We start from the raw sequence: 19,610 nt of genomic DNA, 5'->3' as shown, positions 1-19,610 counted from the left end.
TAGTCTCCTCAGGCGTCAGGTTTTAGAATGATTTTCGGGGCCGCAACGCGCCCAGCCAGAATGTCTTCGAAGGCATCTGCGCCATCTGACAACGGACGGCTTTCCACCCAGCCCAGTGCGCCCAGCCTGCCCTCGAACATGGCTGCGGCTGTGTCGCGGAAATCTTGTGCGGTGTACGTGTAGGTGCCAATGAAGGTGATCTCTTGCAGGGTCATGCGACGCACATCCAGACCGCCTGTGTCTTCACCCAGGCCAATATGCAGAACTACACCTCCGGGCTTGGCAGCTGCAGAAGCAGCCGCCCTTGTTGGCGCAAATCCAACAGCGTCGACAACAACAGGGAATTCGCCCTGAACCTCTTTGGCGACCTGCATCCCGCAGGTGGCGGCGAGGTATTCTCGGCGGATGTCATTTCTCTCGACGATCACGATTTCCTCAAAGTCCATCGCTTGCAGGGACAAAGCGGCGGCCACTCCAATTGCGCCACCACCAATGACAAGCGCTTGGCGCGGTTCCGATGGATGCAGCGCCTCAACGCCAAGTCGAGCCGCGTGCCAACCAACGGCGATGGGTTCGGCCAGTGCTGCTTTGGCCAGCGACACATCGTCAGGAACCGTGACCAGATTGGCTTCGGGGATGCGTACAAGCTCGGCGAAAGCGCCCTCGCGCGGGGGCATCGAGATGATCTGCCGCGTCGGACACAGGTTTTCACGTCCGGAAACACAGGCAGGACAGGCACCGCAATTGACCAGAGGGTTGATCGTCACACGCTCATTTGCGCGGGGTCCGTCAACGATGGTGCCAGCCGCCTCGTGCCCAAGGATAAGAGGGGCTGGGCGGCGGTTGTCGTGACCCAGATAGGCATGCATGTCAGAGCCACAGATACCGACGCTTTCCACCCGGATCAGCGCCTCGCCCAGCTGTGGGGTTGGGTCCCTGGTCTCTTCGTAAGACAGGGCTTTAACGTCTGTATAAACAAGAGCTTTCATTTGGCGGTGAACCCTCCATCCAGCATCAGGATTTGGCCGGTCACGTAGCGAGAGGCTTCTGAACACAGAAAGAGCAGAGGCCCATCGAGATCTCCAAGCGCCCCGTTGCGGCCAATGCAAGTTTGAGCTGCGTTACGTTCGGCCCGTTCGGGATTAGCAAAGACCGCCGCAGTCAGTTCGGTCTCAAAAAAGCCCGGACCAATTGCGTTCACATTGATCCCCGCAGATGACCACGCCTCGGCCATGGCGCGGGTCATTTGGGCCACGCCGCCCTTTGAAGCGCCATAGGGAAGACCGTTTGGAAAGGCCCGAAATGACTGCAGCGAGGCAAAGTTGATAATCCGCCCCCAGCCTTTCGCCGTCATGGCCGGGACGAAAGCCTGGCTCAGGAAGAATGGGGCAGACAAGTTGACCGCGAGGGTCGCGTTCCAAATATCTGGTGACAGGTCCTCGGCAGGCAATCTTGGGTTGAGACCCGCAGCGTGAACAAGAATATCCGGCGCGCCGAACGGAGCAGCGATTTCGCGCACCAGCTCCGGTTGGTTTTCAAGATCGGCCACATCGCCTGCGACCACGGCAACGTTTCCGCCCATCTCGTCCGCCCAGCTTGCCAAGGCGTCGGCGCGGCGGGCGACGCCCACCACCTTTGCACCGGACTTTGCCAAGATCGTTGCCGCTTGTTGTCCGAGGCCAGAACTGGCCCCGGTCACAACGGCCACGTGACCGTCAACGCTAAATAATCGTGAGGAAGACAAGTGTTTTAGCCTTGCGCCGTCAGGTTGAATTCTTCGTCTGGGAAGTACTTCTTCAGGCGGATGTCAGCCGTGCGCGCGTGGCCTTCCATACCTTCGAGGCGTGCAATCCGTGCGGTCGCTTCAGCGACGGGCTTGGCTCCTTCACGGGTCGCGCGCTGCCAGGTCACGATTTTCATGTACTTGTGTACACTCAAGCCACCTGTGTAGCTGGCCGCCCCAGAGGTCGGCAGGACGTGGTTCGTACCTGACGCCTTGTCGCCAAAGGCCACGGTGGTTTCTTCGCCCAAAAACAACGAGCCATAGCAGCTGAGGCGATCCAACCACCACTCCAGATCCACCGCCTGAACCGTCAGGTGTTCGGGTGCATAAGCATCGGATGTTGCGGCCATTTCCTCACGGTCCGCGCAAAGGATGACCTCTGCGTAATCGCGCCAGGCGGCGGTGGCATTGTCGCGGTTCACTTCTGGCAGATCGGCAATCAGTTCTGGCACCAGCCGCATGACGTCTTCGGCCAGGGCGCGGTCATCGGTGACCAACCAGACCGGCGAGTTATAGCCATGTTCGGCCTGACCCACGAGATCGGCTGCAACCACCATCGGATCGGCTGTATTGTCGGCCAGGATCAGGCTGTCGGTCGGGCCGGCAATCATGTCGATGCCGACACGGCCGAACAGCATCCGCTTCGCCTCAGCCACGAACTGGTTTCCCGGACCTACGAGAATATTGGCCTTGGGCAAGCCAAACAGGCCAAACGTCATCGCCGCAACGCCCTGAACACCGCCCATGGCCAAGATTTTGTCTGCACCACAGATATGCGCCGCATAGATGATGGCAGGCGCGATACCCACATCGGGGCGTGGTGGAGAACACGCGACGATGTGCTTACAACCGGCGACTTTCGCCGTTGTAACGGTCATGATCGCACTTGCGATATGGCTGTACCGCCCGCCGGGCACATAGCAGCCTGCAGCATCCACCGGGATCGCCTTCTGCCCCGCGATAAAGCCAGGCACGACCTCAGTTTCAAAGTCTTTGACCGTGCCCAACTGCGCCTCGGCGAACTTCTTGACGTTGGCGTGGCTGAACTGGATGTCCTGCTTCAGCTTCTCGGGCACGAGGGCCGACGCAGCCTCGATGGCCTCAGGTGACAACAGGATTTCGCCATCGTAATTGTCAAACTTCCGGGCGTAGGCCATGGCTGCTTCATCCCCGCCTGCCTCGATTTCATCAAGAATGTCACGGACGATTTTCTTGGTTTCCGAAGCATCGCTTTTCGAGGTCAGCGTCGCTTTTTTGAGATATTCTCTCGGCATTGATTGCTTCCTATTTATAAATATCTGGCAGAAGAACGGTCGAGATCGTCGGCACGTAAGCGATGAACAGGGTGACGATCAGCATGAACAGGACGAACGGAATGGCGCGATAAGCGATCTTCAGGATCGATTCGCCCGTTATTCCTGCGACCACGAAAAGGTTCAGCCCCAAGGGTGGCGTGATAAAGCCAACGCCCAAGGCGGTGATCATCATGATGCAGAACTGGATCTCGTTCATGCCGATGTCATCCGCCAGAGGCTTCAGGATCGGCGCGAGGATCACGATGTTCGGCGTGGTCTCCATCACGCAGCCCGCTGCGATCAGGATGCCGACCATCATCAGGATAAGGACGAGCGGTTCGTCACTGACCGAGGTGGCGGCTGCCACAAAGCCTTGCGGGACGCCAATGATGGCCAGTGCTTCGGCCAAGGGAGCCGAAAAGGCGATGATCGGCAGAATGACCCCGTTCACCTTGGCTGAACTAACCAGCATCGCTGGAAAATCGCTCAGGCTCAGAGTGCGCAGGATGAACCCCATGACGATCGTCACCACCACGGCTGTAGCGCCTGCTTCGGTCGGCGTCAGTCGACCCGAAAAGATGCCGTAGAAGATGATGCCGGGCACCAGGAAGGCATACCAACCTGACTTCAGGGCTTTGCCTAGCCGCGAGAAGTATTCTCCCATGCTGATGTTGCCGCCACCTTCCCAGCCCTTGAGGCGGTTCATGATGATGTTGGTGGCAAGAATGGACAGAAGGATCGCGATGCCGGGGATCAGAGCGGCCAGGAACAGTGTCGAGGCAGAAATGCCCAGAACAAGGCCGATGATGATATAGGCGATCGATGGCGGGATCAGGATGCCGGTACAGGCACCCGCCGCAACTAGCGCGCAAGCATATGGCCGGGGATAGCCGGATTCGACCAGTCGGTCGATCGTCATGCGGCCAACAGCTGCTGCCCCTGCGGCGTCCGAGCCCGAAATCGCGGCGAACATACCGCAGACAAGCACCGTGGCTGATCCAAAGCCGCCCTTGGCGAATTGTGTTAGAGCCTCAGCCACATCAAGAAATTTTCGACTGAGCCCCGTTCTGACTAGGACGTCACCCGTTAAGATAAACAGCGGCACAGCCGTCAGCGCGAAAAAGTCGATGCCAGAGAACAGCTTTTCCCCGACGAGGCTCAAAGGCAGAGCCCCTGACCAGACAAGCATCAGGATCGCGGCCGAACCGATGGCGGCCCAGACGGGAACAGCAAGTGCGACAAGGACGACGAACAGGATGACCGGGCCATAAAAATCCCAGCCGAGGACAACGGATTGATCGAGTTGGTTCCAAAGCATGTCCAGCCCCCTCAGTCGAACAGTTTGTCACCTTCGTAAACGGGGCGACCCGCACGAAGGTCCGCGATGTCGCGGAGGATGGATTGGAAGAGGCGCAGCAGAACCAGTGCGAAACCGATTGGAACGGCCATCAGGAACCAGACACGGCTGATGCGCAGACCGTCTGTTACAGATCCAAATTTTGCGGAAACGTGGACTGTTTCATACGAGTAGTAGAGCGCCACGACCGACACGGCGACCATTACAAAATCCCCAAAGAGATAGAGCAGCGCCTTAATCCGCGGGCTGACATAGTGCATGATCACGTCAATGCGGATATGTCCGCGTTCACGAACCGCAGCTGCAGCGCCGATCCATGCGAGGTAGATGAACGAGTACCGGACGATTTCCTCGCCCCAGATCGAGGAATAGGACAACAGCTCGCGCCGAAGCACTTCGATGAACATCGTCGCCACCAGCATCGTGTAGAACACGAGCAGCAGCCAGCGCTCGGCATTCCGGTTCAGTTCTTGCAGTATTCGTTGCATGCAATCCTCCCGTTCACCGACACCTCAAGGGCAGCCGGCAGCCGGATTTCCAAGTTGTCGTCAGATTTTGGGGCGGCCAGAAACTATGCCGCCCCTGAAACGCGACGAGGCGTATCAAGCATCGTGGACGTAGTAGCGTCCTTTCGTGCCAGCCGCTTCTTCCAGCTTGGCAAAGTTGTCCATGGAACCGGCGAGCTCGACCTTGAACTCGTCCCAATCGGACAGTTGGTATCCACCAGCGGCTTTCCATTCCGCAAGCTGATCCTCGCTGAGGCTGTGGAACTCGACACCTGCTTTGCGCAGTTCCGCCATTGCGTAGGTGCGTGCAGACGGAACCTTGGCCAGGTTCTGATGCGAGGTCAGTTCGCCCGCGAACTCGATGCCTTCCTGCACATCTGCCGGTAGCGAGTTGAACCATTCCAGATTCATCGAGTAAATCTGGCTGTCCGGCACCGCCTGTGTAAAGGTGACATGGCTCAGGATGTCCTTGAAACCAAACACAAAGAGCGCGCCAACAGACGGGTCAAGAGCATCCGCCACGCCCTGCTTGATCGCCGAAGGCGTTTCGCCCCAGGCCACCGGCGTCGGGTTCGCGCCGACCATGCGATAGTACTGCTGTAGCATCTTCGAGCCGGGCACGCGGAACTTGACCCCTGCCATGTCGCCGGGCGTGATCACGGCGTTTCCGCCCTTGCGCACAGCCACAACGCGCGGGTCGATATTGATGTAGAAAAGCGCCTTGAAACCTGCGGCTTCGATCTTGGGGTGTACTTCGGCTTTCCACGCATCCGAGGTCACTAGGTTGGTGAAGCGCTGGTTGGAGCCACAGAAATAGGGCATGTTGATCAGGTCAGCCGCGCTCGCATAGGGCGCGAAATTCGACAGGGAATGCTGCGCGCATTGGATGGTGCCAGCCTGTACCGCTTGCACCAGGGCGCCACCGGCCCCCAACTGACCACCCGGTGCCAGCTTGACATAGACCTTGCCATTGGTGGCGTTCTGGATGTTTTCCTTCAGGTCCAACTGCATGATCGGATAGCTGCGCGATGCACCCAAGACATACGCCGTCGCGAGGGTCATCGTGAATTCCGCTGCATCCTCGCGTTCACGCTCTTCCTTGGCGGTCTGTGCCGCGGCCTCGGTGGACCACAAGGTCCCCGCAGCGCCCGCTACCAACGCTGCAGTAAAGCTGCCGCTTCCTGCTAGCTTTAAGAAGTTCCGGCGTGAAGCCGAAGCCAATTCCTGCTTTTCACGATCCATGTTTTCCTCCCTATGGGTCATGTCATTTATTGTTTTTTTGATTGTGCGGCCGCCTCTTTCCTTAGCGTGACGACAACGAATGCGAGAGATGCCGCGAACAGCAACACCATCTCTCCTACGTCGCCCAGGAACTGGCCGTAGCCAAATGCGCCCGCGACGACGTTGATCAGGAACGCCAGAAAAAGCGCAATGGCCGCGAATATGAACATTGCCAAACCCCCTCCTCTCCGATTCGAAGCCACTGTAAGCGCTTACATTTTGCATTGCAAGCGCTTACACTGTACCTAGAATGGCACCCTAGTTGACCCCGCATTCCGAAGAGCGCAAATGGAGCGCCAAAACCACGAGTGTATTTAGGTAGATGACGAAGGCACCATTTCCAGACGAGCCAAGCCGGACGTCACCGACACTGGAAGACGTTGCGCAACGTGCAGGCGTTTCGACGGCCACTGTTTCGAGGTGCCTCAACAATCCCAAAATGGTGTCCCAGAAAACCCGCGAAAGGGTCCTCAGTGCGGTAAAAACACTTGGCTACACACCGAACTTCGGGGCTCAGGCCCTTGCCGCCAAACGCACCAGAACCTTTGGCGCAATTATCCCGACGATGGAAAACGCCATCTTCGCACGTGGCCTCCAAGCGTTTCAGGAAGAGCTTCAGAGGCATGGCATAACCCTCCTCGTCGCCAGCTCTTCATATAATCCTGAGCTTGAAGAAGAGCAGATCCGCAGCCTTGTGGCACGCGGTGCGGATGCGCTTTTGCTGATTGGTTTTGACCGGACCCCACAGGTTTACGAGTTCCTGAAGAAACAACGGATCCCGTGTGTGGTTGCGTGGGTTTACGATCCTGACCAAACGCACCTGTCCATCGGGTTCGACAACCGAAGCGCCATGCGCGCGCTGACCGAACAGGTTCTCGACCTTGGACATCGCGCCATTGCCTTTGTCACTGCGGAGCGGGACGGCAACGACAGGGCACGGTTGCGCTGTGAGGGCGTGCAACAAGCGATGCTGTCTCGGAACCTGGACGTCGGCAACCTGCACGTCATCGAAACGCCCTACTCGATCGACAACGGAGCGCGCGCCCTTGAGGCGGCGATGGAATTGGAACCGAAACCCACTGCAATCCTATGTGGCAACGATGTTCTTGCCGCCGGTGCTCTGAGGCAGGCCCGGAAAATGGGCCTTGAAGTGCCGAGAGATGTGTCCATCACCGGGTTTGATGACATTGAAATAGCAGAGATCGTAACACCGACCCTGACAACGGTTCATGTTCCTCATCGAAACATGGGTAAAGGGGCCGCTCGTATGCTGGTCGCTTTGCGCAAAGGTGAGGATGCGGGGTCAAGTGTACAGCTCGAAGCCACGACAAAGATACGCGAGTCACTCGGGCCCGTACCCCAGGCGTAGGACACATGGCCAGTAGTTGACCCGAGCTACCTCTAAAGCATCCGGCCCACCCAGTAAGGACAGGCCGGACAGGTTATCGTGAGTGGTGGGTCTTAGTCGTACAGAACGGCCGAGATTTTCGGGTCGTCGACATTCGAGGCATCGTAGTAGTAGAAGCCCGTGTCGATGAGGCTCGGCACTTCTTCACCGTTCAGGGCCGAAACGGCAGCTTTGACGGTTTCATAGCCGATACCAACCGGGTTCTGCGTGATCGCACCAGCCATCAGACCGCTTTTGATCGCGTCTTTCTGCGCCTTGCCGCTGTCATATCCAATAATGACCAGACCTTCGGTGCCCAGTTCCTGAACGCCATTCACAACGCCGATAGCTGAGCCTTCGTTGGTGCCGAAGATACCATTCAGATCCGGGTTTGCAGTCAGGATTGCCTTGGTCACCTCGGTCGATTTGAGGTGATCGCCCTGACCGTATTGAACGGTAACGACTTCGATATCCGGGTATTTCTCGGCGATACGGTTTACGAACCCGTCGCGTCGGTCGATCCCTGTGCGGCTGGTCTGGTCATGCGCGACAACGGCAACCTTGCCCTTACCGCCGATCTTCTCGGCCATCTTGTCCGCTGCCAGACCGGCCGCCGCAAGATTGTCTGTAGTTGCGGTCGAAAGCGGGATGTCGCTGTCGACGCCACTGTCGAAGGCGATAATCGGAATACCTTTGTCATTGGCCTGTTTCAACAGCGGGATCGCGGCCTGACTGTCCAGCGCGGCAAAACCGATGGCCTTGGGATTGTTGGCAAGTGCTGCTGCCAGCATGTCGATCTGACGGTCCACCATGGTTTCGTTGTCAGGGCCTTCGAAGGTGATGGTGACGTCAAACTCATCCGCTGCCTGCTCTGCGCCAGACTTAACCGCCTGCCAGAACTGGTGCTGAAAGCCCTTGGACACCAGCGGGATATAGATTTCTTCGGCAGCCGCCATCGAGGCGGGACCTGCCAGGGTGGCCGCACTCAGCGCCCCCAGAATGAAACGACGTGAAAACATGTTTTCTCCTCCACAGTTGGTCGTTTTGTCGTTAGTTGATTCAGCCGGATTTCTTGCGCCGTGCCATGTCGGCATAGACGGCCAGAATGATGATTGCGCCGGTGACAACGGTCTGCCACTCCTGCGCGACGGACAGGACACGCAGCCCGTTTGTCAGCACCGCCATAATCAAGGCGCCGATCAAAGTGCCAAGGATCGTGCCGCGACCGCCCGAGAGCGATGTGCCACCGATGACAACCGCTGCGATGGCCTCCAGCTCATACCCCAGGCCCAAAGCAGGCTGAGCCGAGTTCAGACGCGAGGCGATCAGGATGCCGCCGATGCCGCAGATAGCTCCGGCCAGCGCATAGATGCGGATCTTCCACATATCGGTGTTGACACCGGACAGGCGCACGGCCTCTTCGTTTGACCCGAGCGCAAAGGTATAGCGGCCCAGAACTGTGCGGCTGAGTATATACGAGGCGGCGATCGCGACGATGAACAGGATCAGCACGCCATTGGGGATGGGCAGCGCTGGGAAGACCTCTCCGATCAACGATCCGCGCGAGATCTGGTCAAAGCCCGGTGTGTCGTTGAAGTAGATTGGTCGTGTCCCCGAGATCACCAGCGAGAGACCTTTGAGGATCAGCATCATGCCGAGTGTGGCGATGAAGGGCGGGATTTTCATCTTGGCGACGAAGGTCCCCGAACACAGGCCACAGAACGCGCCAGCCGCGATTGCGGCCGCAACACCCAATAGCAACGGCATGCCCAGATATGTCAGCACCACCCCCGCGATCACCGCGCAAAAGGTCATCAACGTGCCCACCGACAGGTCGATCCCTCCGGTGATGATCACCAAAGTCGCAGCAACCGCCAGTACACCGTTGACCGAGGTCGCCTGCAAAATCGCAATCATGTTGGAGGTTTGCATGAAGTTCGGCGACGCGATCGAAAAGCCGATCAGCAACGCGATCAAGCTCGCGAAGGCCAGCATTTTCTGGTAGGCGCCGCTTTCCGACAAACCCCCAAGGGGCTTTTTCTTGTCGATATCCGTAGCTGTGGTCATTGAATTGTCCCCGTTACCTGCATCGCCGCCGCACGTTGCGTGGCCAGATGCATGATGTCTTCTTGTGTGGTGTCTTTTCCGCCGGGCAGAATGCCGGTCAGCCGGCCTTCGCACATCACGGCGATGCGGTGGCTGAGGCGCATGATCTCGGGCAATTCGGACGAGATCACGATGATCGTCTTGCCCTGCTCTGCCAGCTCCTCGAGCAGTTTGTAGATTTCGGATTTTGCACCGACGTCGATGCCCCGTGTGGGTTCATCGAAGATCAGGATATCGCAATCGCGCAGCAGCCATTTGGCGATGACCACCTTTTGCTGATTACCGCCGGACAGCAGCCGAACCTCTTGCACATCTGATGGCGTCCGAATGCCCAGCTGCGCGATGTAGCCTTTGGCGGTGGTGCTGATTTCACTGTCATTCAGAACACCGCCGGTACTTGTGAAAAGATCCATCGAGGCCAGCGCGATATTGTCCCGCACATTCATCCCCGTGGCGAGGCCGAAATGCTTGCGGTCCTCAGATAGATACCCGATCCCGGCCTTCACCGCGTCGGTCGGCGACTTGATCGAGACCACCTGACCATGCACCCGGATTTCACCGGCATCTTTTGGATCAGCGCCGAAGATCGCTCGCGCGACCTCGGTCCGGCCAGCGCCCATCAGTCCGGCAAAGCCGAATATCTCGCCTTTCTGAACCGAAAAGCTGACATCTTGGATTTCTTTGCTGCGGCTCAGGCCAGTGACTTGTAGCGAAACCTCGGCATCACCCAGATCGGGAACGTCCAAGGGCTCCTCGTTCACCTCACGCCCCACCATCATTGCGATGATCTGGCTGATTCGGGTCTCTGCGGCCCCCACCGTGCCGACATATTCTCCGTCGCGCATGACCGTGACCCGGTCCGAGATCTGCTTCAGCTCATCCATTTTGTGGCTGATATAGACGATGCCCACACCTTCTGCCTTGAGGCGGCGGATGATCACGAACAGCTCGGCGATTTCGGCGTCGTTCAGGGCCGCGGTCGGCTCATCCATGATCAGAACTTTCGACCGGAAGGACAAAGCCTTGGCGATCTCGACCATCTGCTGTTTTGCGATGGTAAGGCTGCCGACCAGCGCCTTGGGATCGAGGTTCAGGTTCATCGAGGCGAAGATATCGGCTGTTTGCGCATTCAGCGCGGCTTCGTCCAGACGACCAAAGCTTTTGCGCGGTTCGCGTCCGATGAAGATATTCTGCGCGACGGTCAGGTCATTCATCAGGCTCAGTTCCTGATGGATGATGCCAATGCCCAGATCCTGCGCCTCGCGCGGGGTGGTTGGGCTGACAGATCGCCCCTCGATCACCAGATCGCCGCCGTCACGCTGATAGATGCCCGAGAGAATCTTCATCAGCGTGCTTTTCCCGGCACCGTTCTCGCCCATCAGCGCGTGAACTTCACCCGGAAACAGATCGAACTGCACGGATTTTAGCGCATGCACACCGGGGAAGTGCTTATCAATCCCCGTCATGTCGACCAGTTTCGTCATTTCTCCTCCCATTCTGTCCCTCTCCCCAAGGGCGGTGCGGCTTACATCACCGCGCCGATTTGCCAGGGGACGAATTCCACGCCCCCAAAGCCAAGTTCCTCACTTTTGGTTTTCTCACCTGAGGCGACACGGATCAGTATCTCGAATAGCTCTTCGCCTTTGGCTTCGATGCTGACGCCATCGGTGACGATGTCGCCGCAGTTCAGATCCATGTCTTCTGCCATCCGGGCATACATTTCCGAGTTGGTCGCCAGTTTGATGCAGGGTGTCGGCTGGTAACCCGACACCGAACCGCGGCCGGTGGTGAACACTATCAGGTTCGCGCCTGATGCCACCTGCCCTGTAACCGAGCATGGATCAAATCCGGGGCTGTCCATGAAGACGAACCCGTGTTTGTCCACCTTCTCGCCGAACTTGTAGACGTCGCGCAGCGGTGCCGTGCCGCCTTTGGCGACAGCGCCCAACGATTTCTCCAGAATAGTCGTCAGCCCGCCGCGCTTGTTGCCGGGGCTTGGGTTGTTGTCCATCTCACCGCCATTGCGTTCGGTGTAGTCTTCCCACCAGTGGATACGTTCGATAAGCTTTTCACCCACTTCGGTGGTCTCGGCGCGGCGGGTCAACAGATGCTCCGCCCCATAGATCTCGGACGTCTCGGACAGGATCGTCGTTCCGCCGTGGCGCACCAGCAGGTCTGAGGCATACCCAAGGGCTGGATTGGCCGTGATCCCGGAATACCCGTCGGATCCACCGCACTGCATTCCAACGGTGATCGCACTGATAGGCGCGGGCGCGCGCTCGGCTTGATTGGCCAGCTCGGCTATTCCTCGCAGTTCATCTAGCCCGCGTTCGATGGTGCGGCGCGTGCCGCCCTCGTTCTGGATGGTCATGTAGCGCAACGCGCCGTCTGACCGGATCGGGCGTCCTCCGACAAGATCTGCGACTTGCATGACCTCGCAGCCCAAACCAATCAGCAGGATACCCCCGAAATTCGGGTGCTGCGCGTAACCAGCCAATGTTCGGAACAGGGTAGCGTAGCCTTCATCCTTACCGGACATGCCGCAGCCCGTGCCATGCACAATGGGCACCACTCCATCGACATTGGGAAAGCTGTCCAGCAGCCCGGACTTCTCGGCCGCCTCGGCAATGAACCTTGCAACCGAGCCCGAGCAATTCACGCTGGTCAGGATGCCGATATAGTTGCGGGTCCCTACCCGACCGTCGGCACGATGATACCCGTCAAACGTCCGATCCGCGCCGAGCGCTGGCAGCGGAGCATTGGCGCTGGCATGCGCATAGTCCTGTTGATGCGCGCCCATCCCCAGATTGTGGACATGGATGTGCTCACCCGGTGCGATGTCGCTTTTGGCCTGACCGATGATCTGGCCGTAACGGATCACGTTTTCGCCAGCCCGAATCGGCATCGTCGCAATCTTGTGCCCGCGGGCCACTTGCGAGGTCAGAGGTGTCGACACATGTGACGGCTGCTCGCCCGCCTGCAAGTCACGCAGGGCAATAACAATATTGTCATCAGGGTTAAGCTGAACGACGTCCCGCGCCGCCTTTTCCAGAACATTTATGCCGTCGTGTGCTTGCATCACTTCCCCGCTTGCTTGGTCCATGTTGCTAAGTGGTACATCTTCTCTTGTCAACTAACATGTTAGAATGTTAAACTCTGACCATGAACAAGCTCCAAGATATTGATGCCTCTCTCCTGCCCGAGATTACGACCACCGAAGGATCGCTGGCTCAGCGGGTTCACCACTCTTTGAAAACGGCGATTCTAGCGCTGGACTTTCCGCCAGGCGCGAACCTACGGAAGGCCCCGGTTTGCGAGCGTTTAGGCGTGTCACGCGCGCCTGTTGCGGACGCCATCGCCCGACTGGCATCTGAAGGTCTGGTGGATGTAGTCCCGCAATCCGGGACGCGTGTGTCTTATTTCTCGATGGATGAGATCCGCGAAGGTGCCTTTCTGCGCGAAGCACTCGAACTGGCAACCGTCGCCAAAGTGACGCGGGACCTGACCGAAGATCAGCGCAAACGCCTCAGCCGCAATATGCGCCTGCAAGAACTTTTGATCGAAGATGACGATGTTCCTGGCTTCTATCAGGCCGACGAAGAGCTTCACGGCATGCTGATGGACTTCACCGGCTTCCGTCACCTCGCCAACGTTGCGCAGAACGTTTCCCTTCAAGTGAGCCGGGCGCGGATGCTGTTGCTGCCGACCCCCGGCCGGATTGCGGAAACACTGGCGGAACACAAAGCCATTTTTGACGCGATTTGCAGCCGCAACGAACAGGCCGCTCAGGACGCAATGCGCGCCCATTTGGGACAGTTGATGCCGCGCATCGAGGAACTCAGGCAGCAAAAACCCCACCTTTTCAATCTCACCCAACAGTCGCACAGCGAGGCAGGATGACCGTTTCACAGACAGAATTGCTCAATCACCGCACCGCGCGGCCCGTTCCGCTGACCCGGATGGGATTTGGCGGTGCCCCGCTGGGAAACCTGTACCGCAAAGTGCCGGATGAGGATGCGCAGGCCGCGCTTCAGGCCGCTTACGATGCGGGCATTCGGTTCTTTGACACCGCACCGCAATACGGGCTTGGGCGGTCCGAGCGCCGCTTTGGCGAGGCGACTGCCCGCTTTGGGCGGGAGAATATCCAGCTGTCCACCAAGATCGGGCGTCTGCTGCTGGATTGCGAACCCCATGAGGTCACGCCCGAAGCATTTGTGGACGTTCCGCAAAAACGGATCGTGTTCGACTATACCTACGACGGGGTGATGCGGTCCTACGAGGCCAGCCGTGAGCGGATCGGAGTCGCCAATGCCGACATCCTTCTGGTGCATGACGTCTGCGTGTTCAGCCAGGGCAGTCAGGAAATGTCGGACGCCAAAGTGCGTGAGCTGTTCGACGGTGGCGGCTACAAGGCACTGGTTGAGCTGCGCGACGCCGGAGAGATCGCCGCCATCGGCGCAGGTGTGAACGAATGGCAGGTATGTGAAAAGCTTCTGGGCTTGGGTGATTTCGACGGCTTCCTGCTAGCCGGCCGTTATACGTTGCTTGAGCAAGAGGCATTGGACAGCTTCCTGCCACTTTGTGAAAAGCGCGACGTGGGGATCATTCTGGGCGGGCCCTACAACTCCGGCATCCTCGCAACCGGAGCCGTGCCGGGTGCAAAATACAACTATGCCGATGCGCCCGAGGACATAATGGCGCGCGTCCGCAAAATCGAGGCCGTTTGCGCCGCGCATGACACTCCTCTGATCGCGGCGGCCCTTCAATTTGTTCTGGGCCATCCGTGCGTCAAAACAGTCGTGCCGGGCGCTGTCAGCGCAGCCGAAGTGCAATCCAACGTGGCCCTGCTAGAGCGGGAAGTGCCCCCGGGCCTCTGGTCTGATCTGCGGTCCGAGGGGCTGATCCGTCCGGATGCACCGTTGCCGAGCGAGGCCGCCGATGCTGCGTAACATCGACCCCATTCTGTCGCCCAGCCTGCTACATGCGCTCAGAGCCATGGGACACGGTGATGAAATCGTGATCGCGGATGCGAATTTTCCCGGCACAAGCACCGGCCCTGAGTGTATCAGAGCGGATGGCTCAACCGCGAGTGAGATGCTGCGGGCCGTTCTATCCTTGATGCCTCTGGATACATTCGTGATCGACCCCGCCCTGACCATGCAGGTGGTCGGTGATCCGGACGCAATTCCCGAAGCCGTCGGCGATTTTCAGGACATCATCGACGCGACAGCGGACAACCCTGCTAAGATTCAGGGGCTCGAGCGGTTTGCCTTCTATGAGCGTGCGGCCAATGCATTTGCCATCGTTCAAACGGGCGAGCGCAGGCTCTATGGCAATATCATCCTGAAAAAGGGCGTGATCGGATGAAGATTGACGCGCATCAGCACTTCTGGGCCGTGGCGCGGGGGGACTATGGCTGGCTGACGCCTGACTTGAACGTGATATACCGCGACTTTACTCCTGATGATCTGGCCCCATTGCTGCAAGACGCTGGCATTAAAGGCACCGTGCTGGTGCAGGCTGCTCCGACGGTGGCCGAGACGGAATATATGCTGTCCCTGGCGGACGAGACCTCATTTATCAAAGGTGTTGTGGGTTGGGCCGATTTCGAAGCCACGAATGCGGCGCCTCAAATCGCAGCATTGAACAAGCACCCGGCACTGGTTGGGCTTCGTCCGATGATTCAGGACATTACCGACCCGCTCTGGATGCTCGGCGACGCTCTGACCCCCGCTTTTACCGAACTGACAGCGCGGGGGCTGACGTTCGACGCATTGACCTTGCCGCAGCATCTGGGACCGCTCAGAAAGCTACTGTCCCGTCATCCGGATATGAAAGTTGTCATTGATCACGGTTCCAAGCCGCTGATCCGGGACGCAAAACTCGAGGGTTGGGCCGCGGATATGGTAGCGCTGGCCAGTGAGACCAACGCATGGTGCAAACTGTCTGGTCTTGTCACCGAAGCCGCACCTGATTGGACCGTCGATGATCTCCGCCCCTACGTGGACCACCTTTTGAACACCTTTGGCCCGTCCCGCCTGATCTGGGGCAGCGACTGGCCGGTTTGCACCTTGGCCAGCAGCTACGAACGCTGGCTTGAAACCACAGACCTTTTGCTGAGCCAGCTCAGCAGCTCCGAACGCGATGCTGTCATGGGTGGCAACGCCGCGCGGGCCTATAACCTCAGGGATTGACATGACTCTACCAAATCTGGACTCCAACGGGCTGTGGCTCGGACGTATTGAGCGCGCCGGGATTGGCCCCTGCGTTGTGACCATGCGCGATGGTCGCGTGGTCGATATCACATCGAAAACCGCGCCAACCGTTCGGGATATTCTTGAGCGGGACGATGCAGCAGACTACGTCCGTGCGACGCAAGGCGAAGACCTTGGCCCTTTTGACGCCGATCACCACTGGCTGGCGCCGTGTGACCTGCAAGCGGTCAAAGCCTGCGGCGTCACATTTGCCGGTTCCATGGTCGAGCGCGTGATCGAGGAACAGGCCGCAGGCGACCCAGCCAAAGCCGACGCGATACGGTCGCGCATCGGCGCGCGTATCGGCGACAGCCTGTCCAATATCACGCCCGGCTCGGATGAGGCCGCGAAGGTCAAAGAGGCGCTGATCGAAGAAGGTCTCTGGAGCCAGTACCTCGAGGTCGGGATCGGACCGGATGCCGAGGTATTTTCCAAGGCGCAGGTTTTGTCTTCGGTTGGCGTGGGCGCGGATATCGGGCTGCATCCGATTTCCACCTGGAACAACCCCGAACCCGAGGTGGTTCTGGCCGTTACCTCACGCGGCGAAATCAAGGGCGCGACGCTGGGCAACGATGTGAATCTGCGCGATGTCGAGGGGCGCTCGGCGCTGTTGCTCAGCAAAGCCAAAGACAACAATGCCTCATGCGCGATCGGGCCGATGATCCGGCTCTTCGATGATGGCTTCACCCTCGACGACGTGCGAAAGGCCGAGTTGACGCTGACTGTCACCGGGCCCGATGGGTTTGTTCTGAACGGCGCGTCTTCGATGTCCCAGATCAGCCGCGATCCGGCGGATCTTGTGAAACAGACAATCGGGCGGCACCACCAATATCCGGACGGGCTGATGCTGTTTTTGGGCACGCTTTTTGCTCCAACCCAGGACCGCGACACACCCGGAGGCGGCTTCACTCATAAATTGGGCGATATCGTCACCATCGCCAACGGCCAGCTTGGGGCACTGACAAACACGGTGCGCCTGTCCACGGAATGCCCTGAATGGACCTTCGGGGCCTCACATCTGATGCGAAACCTCGCCCAACGCGACCTGCTTTAAGAAAGAACCAACATGTTAACCGGAAAACACCTAATCGCTGGCGAATGGGTCGGCGCAGACGCCACTTTCGCATCGGAACCTGCCCATGGCCCAAGCTATGACTTTGCAGTGGGCACGCCCGCGCTGGTTGACCGTGCCGTAGACGCCGCCGAGGAGGCCTTTGTCTCATTCGGATGGTCAACCCGGGCCGAGCGCGCCGAGTTGCTGCGCAAGATCGCGGATGAGATTGACGCACGCGGCGAAGCGATCACTGAAATCGGAACGCAAGAAACCGGCCTGCCCGAGGCCCGTTTGCAAGGCGAACGTGGCCGCACCGTCGGTCAGCTGCGTCTGTTCGCCGATCATATTGAGGCGGGCGACTATCTGGACATGCGTCACGACCCGGCCATGCCCGACCGCGCACCCCTGCCCCGCCCCGACCTGCGCATGATCCAGCGCCCGCTGGGGCCTGTGGCTGTGTTCGGCGCGTCCAACTTCCCGCTGGCTTTCTCGGTCGCGGGGGGCGATACGGCGGCCGCTTTGGCCGCAGGCTGTCCCGTCGTTGTCAAAGGCCATTCGGCGCATCCAGGCACGGGTGAATTCGTCGCGCAGGCCATTGATGCTGCCATCAATGCGACAGGCGTTCATCCCGGTGTGCTCTCATTGGTGCAAGGCGGCAAACGGGACGTGGGAACGCGTCTGGTGCAGCATCCTCTGATCCGGGCGGTTGGGTTTACCGGAAGCCTTGCTGGAGGTCGCGCCCTGTTCGATCTATGTGCGCAACGCGACGAACCAATCCCGTTCTTCGGTGAGCTTGGCTCGGTCAATCCAATGTTCATCCTGCCGCAAGCCGCCGCCGCGCGCGGGGCTGAGATCGGGACCGGCTGGTCTGGATCTTTGACAATGGGAGCAGGTCAGTTCTGCACCAATCCCGGCATTGCCGTCATCACCGATGGCCCCGAGGCGAATGCGTTCCAGTCCGCCGCCGAAGCTGGCCTGTCCGCCATAGCCGAGCAAACCATGCTGACCGATGGTATTGCAGAAGCCTTCCGTCAGGGGGTTTCTCGAGTCGCGGCGGGCACCGGAGTCACTCAGATCATGGGCACCAGCTGCACGACCCGCGATGCGGCCTCCTACTTGTTCACGGTGTCCGGCGATGACTGGTTGGCGGATCACAAACTGCAAGAGGAGGTCTTTGGCCCGCTCGGCATCGTCGTCCGCGTCCGCGACACGGCGCAGATGCAGCATATCGCCCGCGCGATCGAAGGCCAGCTGACCTGCACGTTGCATCTGGACCCGGGCGACAAGCCCGATGCACAGGCGTTGCTGCCACTGCTGGAGCGTAAAGCTGGGCGCTTGCTGGCCAACAGCTTCCCCACTGGGGTCGAGGTCTGCGACAGCATGGTCCATGGCGGCCCCTACCCGGCATCGACAAATTTCGGCGCGACATCGGTTGGTACTCTGTCGATCCGTCGTTTCCTGCGGCCGGTCTGCTATCAGGACATTCCCACTGATCTGCTTCCCGAGGGTGTTTAACACCGCCGAATGCGCCTTGAGAGCGATGTCAGCAGAAATACCATCGAAAAGCCGTTTGCCCTTGGCGGTGGCTGAACGATCCAAGCAACGAAGGAACTCGATATGAAACTGCTCCGCTTTGGTCCGAAGGGTGCTGAGAAACCCGGACTACTGGATACCGAAGGTACGATCCGTGACCTTTCGGGGGCGGTCGGTGACATCTCGGGCGAGGCGCTGGGGGACGAAACGCTTGCACGGTTGCGGGCGCTGGATCCCGCCAACTTGCCAGTGGTCGAAGGCACCCCGCATCGGAGCCTGCGGTGGTCAGGTGGGAAAGTTCATCTGCATCGGTCTGAATTACGCAGATCACGCCGCCGAAAGCGGTATGGAACTGCCGCAAGAGCCGGTGATTTTCTTCAAAGCCACCTCAGCGATCAATGGCCCGGACGATACCGTCGAAATTCCGCGCGGCTCGGTCAAAACTGATTAGGAGGTCGAACTGGGCGTCGTCATCGGGAAAAAGACCAAGTATTTCTCGGAGGAAGAAGCGCTGGATCATGCGGCTGGATATTGCGTCAACGACCTGTCCGAGCGTGATTTTCAGCTGCACCGCTCGGGCCAGTGGGTTAAAGGCAAGTCCGCCGACACGTTTGGCCCCATCGGCCCTTGTTTAGTGACGCGCGACGAGGTGCCCGACCCGCAGAACCTGCCGATGTATCTTGAGGTGAACGGGCACCAGTATCAGGACGGCTCGACCAAAACGATGCATTTCGGTGTTGCGAAGGTAATCTCGCACCTGTCGCAATTCATGTCACTACAACCCGGTGATGTGATCTCGAGCGGGACGCCTCCGGGCGTTGGCATGGGACAGAACCCGCAGACCTACCTCAAGCCGGGCGACCGCATGGAGCTTGGAATACAAGGGCTGGGTGAGCAACGGCAGCGTGTCGTCGCCGGATAACCGAAAGCGCCCTTTCTACGGGGTCCAACTGTATCAACAAAAAAAGCGCCGCCCTGTGTTTGGGCGGCGCTTGGCTTGTTTGTGTTTTGGTGGGTTTATTCTGCGGCCTGTGGTGCCTCGGCGTGTTTGTCA

General features: G+C 59.1%; 18 protein-coding genes and 1 pseudogene. 8 read left to right on the top strand and 11 right to left on the bottom strand.

Features of this window, described 5'->3' with window-relative positions; all coding sequences use genetic code 11:
• Positions 1-8: 8 nt before the first annotated feature.
• The 7 genes from ACR0JF_RS22050 to ACR0JF_RS22020 all read right to left on the bottom strand — a co-directional run bounded on the left by ACR0JF_RS22050 (position 9) and on the right by ACR0JF_RS22020 (position 6,392).
• On the bottom strand, positions 9-989 hold the full coding sequence (locus ACR0JF_RS22050; RefSeq protein WP_170659231.1) for an alcohol dehydrogenase catalytic domain-containing protein: 981 nt from the start codon (positions 987-989) through the stop codon (positions 9-11).
• Positions 986-1,708: an SDR family NAD(P)-dependent oxidoreductase gene (locus ACR0JF_RS22045; RefSeq protein WP_480669912.1), complete on the bottom strand. Its 723-nt coding sequence runs from the start codon at positions 1,706-1,708 to the stop codon at positions 986-988. Before ACR0JF_RS22045 ends, ACR0JF_RS22050 begins: the two co-directional genes overlap by 4 nt.
• A gap of 41 nt (positions 1,709-1,749) precedes the next feature.
• Positions 1,750-3,057: a histidinol dehydrogenase gene (hisD, locus tag ACR0JF_RS22040; RefSeq protein WP_170659235.1), complete on the bottom strand. Its 1,308-nt coding sequence runs from the start codon at positions 3,055-3,057 to the stop codon at positions 1,750-1,752.
• Positions 3,058-3,067: 10 nt separating this feature from the next.
• A complete protein-coding gene (locus ACR0JF_RS22035; RefSeq protein ID WP_170378176.1) occupies positions 3,068-4,396 on the bottom strand; it encodes a TRAP transporter large permease in 1,329 nt (442 codons plus the stop codon).
• An 11-nt stretch (positions 4,397-4,407) separates the two neighbouring features.
• The gene (locus ACR0JF_RS22030; protein WP_170378174.1) at positions 4,408-4,923 is read right to left on the bottom strand and encodes a TRAP transporter small permease; all 516 of its coding nucleotides are present in this window, start codon (positions 4,921-4,923) and stop codon (positions 4,408-4,410) included.
• A gap of 114 nt (positions 4,924-5,037) precedes the next feature.
• Entirely contained in the window at positions 5,038-6,183 is a 1,146-nt protein-coding gene (locus ACR0JF_RS22025; protein ID WP_170659236.1) for a TRAP transporter substrate-binding protein, read from the bottom strand.
• A 26-nt stretch (positions 6,184-6,209) separates the two neighbouring features.
• Positions 6,210-6,392, bottom strand: coding sequence for a hypothetical protein (locus ACR0JF_RS22020; RefSeq protein WP_170467628.1), 183 nt, complete (start codon positions 6,390-6,392; stop codon positions 6,210-6,212).
• 152 nt (positions 6,393-6,544) lie between these two features.
• Here ACR0JF_RS22020 and ACR0JF_RS22015 point away from each other — a divergent pair, with 152 nt between their 5' ends.
• On the top strand, positions 6,545-7,591 hold the full coding sequence (locus ACR0JF_RS22015) for a LacI family DNA-binding transcriptional regulator (RefSeq protein ID WP_170659238.1): 1,047 nt from the start codon (positions 6,545-6,547) through the stop codon (positions 7,589-7,591).
• 92 nt (positions 7,592-7,683) lie between these two features.
• Here the strand turns inward: ACR0JF_RS22015 and ACR0JF_RS22010 are convergent, their stop codons facing one another.
• The 4 genes from ACR0JF_RS22010 to ACR0JF_RS21995 are packed head-to-tail and all read right to left on the bottom strand — an operon-like array spanning position 7,684 to position 12,794.
• A complete protein-coding gene (locus ACR0JF_RS22010) occupies positions 7,684-8,628 on the bottom strand; it encodes an ABC transporter substrate-binding protein (RefSeq protein WP_170659240.1) in 945 nt (314 codons plus the stop codon).
• A gap of 40 nt (positions 8,629-8,668) precedes the next feature.
• A complete protein-coding gene (locus ACR0JF_RS22005) occupies positions 8,669-9,676 on the bottom strand; it encodes an ABC transporter permease (protein ID WP_170378165.1) in 1,008 nt (335 codons plus the stop codon).
• Complete coding sequence (locus ACR0JF_RS22000) at positions 9,673-11,199, bottom strand: sugar ABC transporter ATP-binding protein (protein ID WP_170659242.1); 1,527 nt, start codon at positions 11,197-11,199, stop codon at positions 9,673-9,675. Before ACR0JF_RS22000 ends, ACR0JF_RS22005 begins: the two co-directional genes overlap by 4 nt.
• Positions 11,200-11,240: 41 nt before the next feature.
• Positions 11,241-12,794: an altronate dehydratase family protein gene (locus ACR0JF_RS21995; RefSeq protein ID WP_170659432.1), complete on the bottom strand. Its 1,554-nt coding sequence runs from the start codon at positions 12,792-12,794 to the stop codon at positions 11,241-11,243.
• Between the two features lie 83 nt (positions 12,795-12,877).
• Between ACR0JF_RS21995 and ACR0JF_RS21990 the strand changes: the two genes are divergently transcribed.
• The 7 genes and pseudogenes from ACR0JF_RS21990 to ACR0JF_RS21960 all read left to right on the top strand — a co-directional run bounded on the left by ACR0JF_RS21990 (position 12,878) and on the right by ACR0JF_RS21960 (position 19,478).
• A complete protein-coding gene (locus ACR0JF_RS21990) occupies positions 12,878-13,615 on the top strand; it encodes a GntR family transcriptional regulator (protein ID WP_480669907.1) in 738 nt (245 codons plus the stop codon).
• The gene (locus ACR0JF_RS21985; RefSeq protein WP_170659243.1) at positions 13,612-14,664 is read left to right on the top strand and encodes an aldo/keto reductase; all 1,053 of its coding nucleotides are present in this window, start codon (positions 13,612-13,614) and stop codon (positions 14,662-14,664) included. Before ACR0JF_RS21990 ends, ACR0JF_RS21985 begins: the two co-directional genes overlap by 4 nt.
• Positions 14,654-15,082: an RbsD/FucU domain-containing protein gene (locus ACR0JF_RS21980; protein WP_170659245.1), complete on the top strand. Its 429-nt coding sequence runs from the start codon at positions 14,654-14,656 to the stop codon at positions 15,080-15,082. Before ACR0JF_RS21985 ends, ACR0JF_RS21980 begins: the two co-directional genes overlap by 11 nt.
• Positions 15,079-15,909, top strand: a complete 831-nt coding sequence (locus tag ACR0JF_RS21975) for an amidohydrolase family protein (RefSeq protein WP_170659247.1) — start codon at positions 15,079-15,081, stop codon at positions 15,907-15,909. The genes ACR0JF_RS21980 and ACR0JF_RS21975 overlap by 4 nt, the downstream gene beginning before the upstream one ends.
• Before the next feature lies 1 nt (position 15,910).
• On the top strand, positions 15,911-17,023 hold the full coding sequence (locus ACR0JF_RS21970) for a fumarylacetoacetate hydrolase family protein (protein WP_170659249.1): 1,113 nt from the start codon (positions 15,911-15,913) through the stop codon (positions 17,021-17,023).
• A gap of 12 nt (positions 17,024-17,035) precedes the next feature.
• Positions 17,036-18,538, top strand: coding sequence for an aldehyde dehydrogenase (NADP(+)) (locus ACR0JF_RS21965; protein WP_170659250.1), 1,503 nt, complete (start codon positions 17,036-17,038; stop codon positions 18,536-18,538).
• A 102-nt stretch (positions 18,539-18,640) separates the two neighbouring features.
• Positions 18,641-19,478 (top strand): annotated as a pseudogene (locus ACR0JF_RS21960) (fumarylacetoacetate hydrolase family protein).
• Positions 19,479-19,610 lie beyond the last annotated feature (132 nt).

The organism is Ruegeria sp. BG11 (genome assembly GCF_056538565.1).
The sequence above is the reverse complement of the archived record's forward strand: the minus strand, read 5'-3'. Positions and strand labels throughout refer to the sequence as shown.